The sequence below is a fragment of the Streptomyces sp. NPDC020192 genome (genome assembly GCF_044388685.1).
Taxonomy (GTDB): Bacteria; Actinomycetota; Actinomycetes; order Streptomycetales; family Streptomycetaceae; genus Streptomyces.
The window spans coordinates 21,951-28,360 of record NZ_JBIRXG010000057.1; the positions used below are offsets into that span (position 1 = coordinate 21,951).

The 6,410-nt window shown below is 69.6% G+C and carries 11 protein-coding genes; 6 read left to right on the forward strand and 5 right to left on the reverse strand.

The annotated features are described in order from the left end of the window. The first annotated feature begins 191 nt into the window (after positions 1-191). Positions 192-437, forward strand: coding sequence for a hypothetical protein (locus ACH47Z_RS44590; RefSeq protein ID WP_399085532.1), 246 nt, complete (start codon positions 192-194; stop codon positions 435-437). A gap of 52 nt (positions 438-489) precedes the next feature. Here the strand turns inward: ACH47Z_RS44590 and ACH47Z_RS44595 are convergent, their stop codons facing one another. Together ACH47Z_RS44595 and ACH47Z_RS44600 are read right to left on the reverse strand one after the other, a co-directional pair. Beyond that, complete coding sequence (locus ACH47Z_RS44595; protein WP_399085535.1) at positions 490-702, reverse strand: hypothetical protein; 213 nt, start codon at positions 700-702, stop codon at positions 490-492. Positions 703-794: 92 nt separating this feature from the next. Beyond that, complete coding sequence (locus tag ACH47Z_RS44600) at positions 795-1,421, reverse strand: isochorismatase family protein (protein ID WP_399085538.1); 627 nt, start codon at positions 1,419-1,421, stop codon at positions 795-797. Positions 1,422-1,647: 226 nt separating this feature from the next. Between ACH47Z_RS44600 and ACH47Z_RS44605 the strand changes: the two genes are divergently transcribed. Then, complete coding sequence (locus ACH47Z_RS44605; protein WP_399085541.1) at positions 1,648-2,595, forward strand: L-threonylcarbamoyladenylate synthase; 948 nt, start codon at positions 1,648-1,650, stop codon at positions 2,593-2,595. A gap of 40 nt (positions 2,596-2,635) precedes the next feature. On the opposite strand, the gene ACH47Z_RS44610 is transcribed toward ACH47Z_RS44605, so the two are convergent. Beyond that, positions 2,636-3,277 (reverse strand): carbonic anhydrase, encoded by a 642-nt coding sequence (locus ACH47Z_RS44610; RefSeq protein WP_399085544.1) that lies wholly within the window; start codon positions 3,275-3,277, stop codon positions 2,636-2,638. A 131-nt stretch (positions 3,278-3,408) separates the two neighbouring features. Between ACH47Z_RS44610 and ACH47Z_RS44615 the strand changes: the two genes are divergently transcribed. Beyond that, a complete protein-coding gene (locus ACH47Z_RS44615; protein ID WP_399085547.1) occupies positions 3,409-3,531 on the forward strand; it encodes a hypothetical protein in 123 nt (40 codons plus the stop codon). 157 nt (positions 3,532-3,688) lie between these two features. Here ACH47Z_RS44615 and ACH47Z_RS44620 read toward each other — a convergent pair whose 3' ends face one another. After that, positions 3,689-4,336, reverse strand: a complete 648-nt coding sequence (locus ACH47Z_RS44620) for a type III effector protein (RefSeq protein WP_399085550.1) — start codon at positions 4,334-4,336, stop codon at positions 3,689-3,691. Positions 4,337-4,464: 128 nt separating this feature from the next. Here ACH47Z_RS44620 and ACH47Z_RS44625 point away from each other — a divergent pair, with 128 nt between their 5' ends. The 3 genes from ACH47Z_RS44625 (at position 4,465) to ACH47Z_RS44635 (ending at position 5,905) form a co-directional block, all read left to right on the forward strand. Then, positions 4,465-4,896, forward strand: coding sequence for an Hsp20/alpha crystallin family protein (locus ACH47Z_RS44625; protein WP_399085552.1), 432 nt, complete (start codon positions 4,465-4,467; stop codon positions 4,894-4,896). Positions 4,897-5,000: 104 nt separating this feature from the next. Beyond that, on the forward strand, positions 5,001-5,396 hold the full coding sequence (locus ACH47Z_RS44630) for a DUF2267 domain-containing protein (RefSeq protein ID WP_399085554.1): 396 nt from the start codon (positions 5,001-5,003) through the stop codon (positions 5,394-5,396). A gap of 113 nt (positions 5,397-5,509) precedes the next feature. Then, entirely contained in the window at positions 5,510-5,905 is a 396-nt protein-coding gene (locus ACH47Z_RS44635; RefSeq protein WP_399085557.1) for a DUF2267 domain-containing protein, read from the forward strand. 80 nt (positions 5,906-5,985) lie between these two features. Here the strand turns inward: ACH47Z_RS44635 and ACH47Z_RS44640 are convergent, their stop codons facing one another. After that, entirely contained in the window at positions 5,986-6,330 is a 345-nt protein-coding gene (locus ACH47Z_RS44640) for a MerR family transcriptional regulator (protein ID WP_399085560.1), read from the reverse strand. Positions 6,331-6,410: the final 80 nt, after the last annotated feature.

The window sequence follows — 6,410 nt, forward strand, 5'->3', positions numbered from 1 at the left end:
GAGGGTGGCGTGACCTGCAGACCGCCCATTCGGCACGAGACGCGTCGACGATCGATACATTGACGGAGACCGGCCGCAGGCAGGCGGAGGGTTGCTACGCCCGGTCCTGACAGCCGCCGAGCTGACGCCAGTCCTCCAGGTAACCGCCTTCAAGACGTCACGGGGAGAGAGGCTACGTTGCCGCCGGGCTGGTGGAGAGCTTCGCGCAGGGCGGCATTCTCCGCTTCGAGTTCGGCGTTACCCAGCGTCAGTGCCTGGATGTGGTTGGCGTAGGCGGCGATGGTGGCGCGTGCCTCTCGCTGCTCTGCCGCGTGTTGAGAGCGCAGCGTGCGCTCGGCCTTCTTGAGGCGAGCGATGTCCGCGGTCAGGACGTCGGTCTGCGGGCGGGGCGCGTCGGGTGTCTTGAGGAGCCCGGTGATGAATTTCGACAGGGGTGAGCGGAGTAGGTGGCGCGCGAGACGCCCGCTTCTTTACACAGCGTGGAGATGGTCAGGGCGCCGCTGGTGTGTTCGGGGGTTCCGGTGACGATTCCCTCGAGGTCGGCAGCGGCAGGGGCCGGCCCGTGTGCTGGGCCCGCTTCGCGCAGAGGGCGGAGGAGGGCTGGTAGAAGCAGTCGTTGAGGACGCCGCGGTGCAGGGTCTTCGTCAGGTGCTGGAGCATGGTGCGCAGCCGGGCGGGGCTACGGCCTGTCCGGCGGATCATGCCGATATTGGTGCCGAGCACCTTAGGCTGCGGGCGAGCGGGGTCTGGTGGCGGGTCGTGGCTCTCCGCTCGGCTGGTCTCGATTGCCGGTCTTACGCGCCGGCGCGGATTTCCTGAAGACGGGGGAAGTACCAGCGCAGAATGCTGCGCAGGTTGTCAGCACCGGCCCGGCCCCAGTCGCGCTGCAGCTCTGCGACCATCGAGATCGCGGTGACGGGTTGGGCACCTGCCTGGATCATGCGCTGCAGCGCCCGGTCATGCGCGTCGCGACTGACGCCGCCGATGGCGTCGGCGACCGGATAGATGTCGTAGCCGGCGCGGAGCATGTCGAGGGCGGGGAAGGCGACGCAGACCTCAGTCCATAGCCCCATCATGATGATCTTCTTGCGGCCCGTTGCTTCGACGGCGGAGCGAAACTCCGGATCTTCCCAGGCGTTCAATGTCGTCCGGTCGATCTCATCGATCGTCGGCAGTGCCTCGCGGAGTTCCTCGATGGTGCCGGTGTTGGCGCCGAGCTTGACTGCGGCGGTGGTCAGGACCAGGGGGAGCTGATATGCCGTGGCAGTGCGGGCGACGGCTGTCGCGTTGAGCATCATTTCGTCGCGACCGATGGAAGCGACCGTGCCGATCTGCTCGGGCTGGTAGTCGATCACGACGACCGCTGCGTTGTCCGGGGTCAGCAAGTGGTCATCGCTGCGGATAGGTGTCTCGCCTGCCATGTCGTCCCTCTGGGGCTCCGTGTACGGTGCGTCACGCGTCTCTTCTGCACGCGCATATCTCGTGACATTTACCGTAACCGTAATGCGTACAAACAGGACATCTCGACGTCCTGCTGATCATTGCCGGCCGCACCCACGGCACCCTCTTCCCCGCCGGACGCACATCGCGCGATGCGCTGACGCCTGCCCGGCCAGCCGGCACGGGGCGCACTCGTGGCAAGCGCCGGTGTTGGACCGGCAAGCTGCTGTCCGCACCAGGCCCTGTCGCTCAGAGACCGTCTACGGTCTGGGCGCCAACGCCGAGGATCTCGCCGCGGTCTCGCGCATCTTCCAGGTCAAGGGACGTCCGCCCGCCCACCCGCTGATCGTCCACATCGGCGGCGCGGAGCATCTGGACGACTGGGTCCAGGACGTGCCCGGAACCGCGCGCGTGCTGGCCGAACACTTCTGGCAGGGCCCGCTCACGCTGGTCCTGCGGCGCGGTCCCCGCGTGCCTCTCGAAGCGACGGATGGCTTGGAAACGGTCGCCGTGCGCGTGCCCGACCGCCCTGTTGCACTTGCGCTGCTGTCGGCCTTCGGCGGCGGTGTCACGGCGCCGTCCGCCAACCGCTTCGGTTCGGTCAGCCCCACCACGGCAGACCACGTCCGTGCCGAGCTTGGCGATGCTGTCGACTTCGTGTTGGACGGCGGCTCCTGCGAGGTCGGAGTGGAGTCGACCATCGTCGACGTCACGGGCGAGGTCCCGAGCGTCCTGCGGCCGGGCGGGGTGACGCGCGAGGACCTCGAAGCGGTGCTGGGGTGCCCGCTTGCGGTTCCTTCGACGAGCCGGGTCCGGGTGCCGGGCCAGCATCCGTCGCACTACGCGTCGCGGGCGCGGGTCGTCCTGGTCGAGCCGGAGAAGGTCGTCGCTGAAGCAGAAGGTGCGCAGGAGTTGGGGCACCAGGTGGGTGTGTTCCTTCCTCCCGCCTTCGCCGGCACTGCGGTGAAGGCGCATGCCGTGGTGCCGGTTCCCGGCTCTCCCGCTGCCTACGCGCGCCGGCTGTACGGGTTCCTGCGCGAACTCGACCAGCAGGGGTGCGACCTCATCGTCGCCTCCTTGCCGGCGGAGGAGGGGCTGGGGCTGGCGATCGCCAACCGGCTCCGCCGCGTTGCGGGGCCCCGGTCCACGGTGTGACCAGCACGGGCACCGTACGGACCGGCTCCGGCCGGGGTGGTCAGGATGCGGCAGGGACCGTTGCATCGAGGCCGCTGGCTGCGACGAGTTGTGCGCTGCCGTCGGCCAGGCGGTAGCACAGGCCGACCACGGCGGCCTGGCCTGCGGCCACCTTCTCGGCGAGGACTCGGGAGCGGTCCAGGAGCAGGTCGACGGTGTGCCTTATGTGCTCGGCGAGGATCTCCTGCGGCTCGACCCGTCCGGCGGCCCGTGCGGCCAGCACGCTGGGGGTCACCCGCTCGACAACGTCGCGGATGTACCCGGCCGGTGTCATGCCGTCCTCCAGGGCGGCGCAGGCTGCGCCGACCGCACCGCACGAGTCGTGACCGAGCACGATCACCAGTGGGCAGCCCAGGATGTCCACGCCGTATTCGATGCTGCCCAGCACTTCCGGGCCCATGACGTGGCCGGCGGTGCGGACCACGAACAGGTCGCCCAGGCCGCGGTCGAAGATGATCTCGGCGGCCAGCCGGGAGTCAGAGCACCCGAACAGCACGGCGAAGGGCTGCTGGGACGGTGCGATCTCGGCGCGGCGGGTGGCGTCCTGGTTGGGGTGCTCGGGGGTGCCGGCGATGAAGCGCTGGTTGCCGGCCAGCAGCAGCTCGAAGGCGTCGCGAGGCGTCGGGGTGCAGTTCTCGGTCATGGCCGCAGCCTACGAGCCGGATCATTCGTGGGCAGTGCGCGGATGCTCACAACATTGGTGCGGAGCCCTTTGCGGCCTCGCTGGGGGCGTACCGGCTGCCGCCCGAGCCGGATAGCCCCAACGATGCCGACGTGCATGAACGCACGGCGAAGCGGCCGGCGTCGTGGAACGGACGCGCGATGATTGCCGCCATCGCAGTGGCCACCGTGATCCTCGCGGTGCTGTCCGCCGTGGTACGTGACCTGCCCAGGTGAGCGTCTATGAGCTGTTTGGAGAACTGGTAGTGCGGAGCGGGCGTGCCGCAGCCAGCCGGTCACGGTCGCCCGCGCCGTGCCCGGACATCCTGACAGCGCCTCCCGGCAGCAGATCCCTCTCGGCGCCGACAGCTGTACCGGTCAAGGAAGCACTGAGTCAGTCGGAGGCGGCGGAGGTGGTGTCGGTGAGGGCGTCGAGTCGGGCGGCGAGGTCGGGGTGGAGGTGTGTCAGGTAGGGGCGAGTGGCGTTCAGGGGACGGACGAGGGCGGCGGGATCGTCCTGGGCGAGGGCCGCGTCGAGCTGGCTGACGGGGCCGCGGGCGGCGGCGGGGAGTTGGGTGAGGGCGGTGATCTGACCGGCGATGCGGCGCAGGTCGGCGGCGTTGTTTCGGGCCCAGGCGGTGAGGGCGCGGTCGGCGGCGCGGCGTTCGCGGGTCGCCTGGACGCGTTGTTCGCCGGTGGCGCCGGTGGGGCCGGGCCGGCCTCGCAGGTAGCGGCGTTCGGCGGCCTGGCGGCTGGCGACGCCGAGCGGGTGGGCGAGGTCGGCCCAGCTGGCGCCCGCGGCGCGGGCTGTTTCGATCAGGCCGTTCTCCCAGCCGGCGAGCTGCTCGCGAACCTGCCGCAGCAGCAGCAGCGAGGCCAGGGCCTGCTCCGGGTCGGGGCCGGCGTCGGGGGCGTCGGAGGTCTCTTGCCGGGCAGCGTGCAGAGCGTCGTCTATAGCGTGCAAGGCCGCGGCGGCGGCGAGGAACGAGGCCGGGCTGCGGCCGTCGGTGCTGGAAGAAGCCGGGTGGTCGGCTGCTGCCATGGGCACCTCCTTCAAGAATGTCGTCTGTTCGATGACATCGTGTTTGTCATCCATTGGATGACATGTTACAACGGTTTCAGTGAGGCGCATTGGCAGCAACTGCCCGAACCTTCTGGAGGTGTTTCACGATGTTGATGCGCACCGACCCCTTCCGTGAGCTCGACCGGCTGGCTCAGCAGATGATGGGTCCGGGCACCTGGTCGCGGCCGTCCGCGATGGCGATGGACGCCTACCGCGAGGGTGAGGAGTACGTGGTGGCCTTCGACCTGCCGGGCGTCAGTCCGGAGGCGATCGACATCGACGTCGAGCGGAACATGCTGACCGTCAAGGCCGAGCGCCGACCCGTGGCGAAGGGCGACGACGTGCAGATGGAACTCTCCGAGCGGCCCCTGGGCGTCTTCTCCCGCCAGATCGTACTGGCCGACACCCTCGACACCGAGCACATCACGGCCGACTACGACGCCGGGGTGCTCACCCTGCGCATCCCGATCGCCGAGCGTGCCAAGCCCCGCAAGATCTCCATCGGCGTCGGATCCGGCCGCAAGGAGATCTCCGGCTGATCGCAGGTGACAGGGACCGATCAGCAGCGGAGGGCGGGCATCTCCCCCTCACCCACCCTCCGCACCCACCGGAGCACCGAAGCCGAAGAAGGGCGGCGGCCGACGTGACCCTGCGAATCGCAGCGTTCCTCGACCAGGTCAAGGAACGCGGCGAGTACGAACGTGAGCAGGAAGCAGAACGCGCGGCCCGCGTGGTCCTCGCCCTGCTCGGCGCACACCTGGTCGGCGAGGTACGCGCCCAGCTGGCGGCGCGCCTGCCGGAGGGCTTCGCCCTGATCCTGCTCAATCCGCTGCAAAGCGCCGAACCGCTGCCGCCGGAGCGGTTCGTGCGGGCGACGGCGGCCTGGATCGACGGAGCCACCGAGCAGACCGCAGCCTGGGACGTCAGCGCCGTCCTCAGTACGGTCGCCGACGCTGCCGGTGACGACCTCCTCAAGCAAATCCTGCTTCAGCTCCCCGCAGGCTACGACCTGCTCTTCGGCCGCCCTCAGCCCACCTGACCACCTCACTCCCGGTGTCCGCACATCCGTGCGGGCACCGGCATCCCAGCGAGAGAAAGGCAACTACCGCAGTGATGTCCGACCGGCGTGCGCCTTGTGAGCACCTGCCCGTGATGACGTTCGAGCAGATGCTGGACAAGGTCCGCTACGAAGGCGCCTACCCCACCCGGGAACAGGCCGAGGAAGCCGTGCGTCTCGTCGTTTCGGGACTCGGACGCCAGCTGACCGGCGAGGAACGCGTCGAACTGGCCGCCCACCTGCCCTGGGAGGCCGCACGCATCCTCACCGAACAGATCCCCGACACCCAGCCGCTGACCGGCTGGGCCTTCGTCAAGGACCTCGCTACCCGCAGCGGCGCCAGCCTGGCCACCACCCGCTGGGACACCGGCTCGGTCCTCGCCGCGGTCTCCGCCTCGGCCTGCCCCGAACTGCTCACCCGCATCCTGCGCCAACTCCCCACCGGCTACGCGCTGTTGTTCGGCCGCGCCGAACTCACCCAGGCGGCCTGAACGCGCGCCTCGAAGCCTTGATGCCGGTCGGCTTCCCTCGCCGGCGGTCGGTGTTGTCCGCCTGCCGACCGGCGTTGTGATCAGGCCGTGGTCTCCGGCTGTGACTCGCCGCTCTGAGCGCGCAGTTGCTCGTTGATGCGCCGGGCTTCTTCGAGCTGGTCTTCAAGGATGACGATGCGGCAGGCGGCCTCGATGGGAGTGCCCTGGTCGACGAGTTCGCGGGCACGAGCGGCGATGCGCAACTGGTAGCGGGAATAGCGGCGGTGCCCGCCTTCGGAGCGCAGCGGGGTTATCAGGCGGTGTTCGCCCAGGGTGCGGAGGAAGGCGGGGGTGGTGCCGAGCATCTCGGCGGCCCGGCCCATCGTGTAGGCGGGGTAGTCGTCGTCATCGAGATTGTCGACGGGACGGGAACTGGCAGGGGGCATAGACCTCTTCTTCCAGGGGACGCGTCGGGGGGCCCCGGGGCCCGGTCAGGGGCCCCCGCCCCCCGCAGTAAAAACCAACA

Coding starts and splice junctions, on each gene's coding strand:
- ACH47Z_RS44595 (WP_399085535.1), bottom strand. CDS start 702: ATGATCCGCCGGACAGGCCGTAGCCCCGCCCGGCTGCGCACCATGCTC.
- ACH47Z_RS44600 (WP_399085538.1), bottom strand. CDS start 1,421: ATGGCAGGCGAGACACCTATCCGCAGCGATGACCACTTGCTGACCCCG.
- ACH47Z_RS44610 (WP_399085544.1), bottom strand. CDS start 3,277: ATGACCGAGAACTGCACCCCGACGCCTCGCGACGCCTTCGAGCTGCTG.
- ACH47Z_RS44620 (WP_399085550.1), bottom strand. CDS start 4,336: ATGGCAGCAGCCGACCACCCGGCTTCTTCCAGCACCGACGGCCGCAGC.
- ACH47Z_RS44625 (WP_399085552.1), top strand. CDS start 4,465: ATGTTGATGCGCACCGACCCCTTCCGTGAGCTCGACCGGCTGGCTCAG.
- ACH47Z_RS44635 (WP_399085557.1), top strand. CDS start 5,510: ATGACGTTCGAGCAGATGCTGGACAAGGTCCGCTACGAAGGCGCCTAC.
- ACH47Z_RS44640 (WP_399085560.1), bottom strand. CDS start 6,330: ATGCCCCCTGCCAGTTCCCGTCCCGTCGACAATCTCGATGACGACGAC.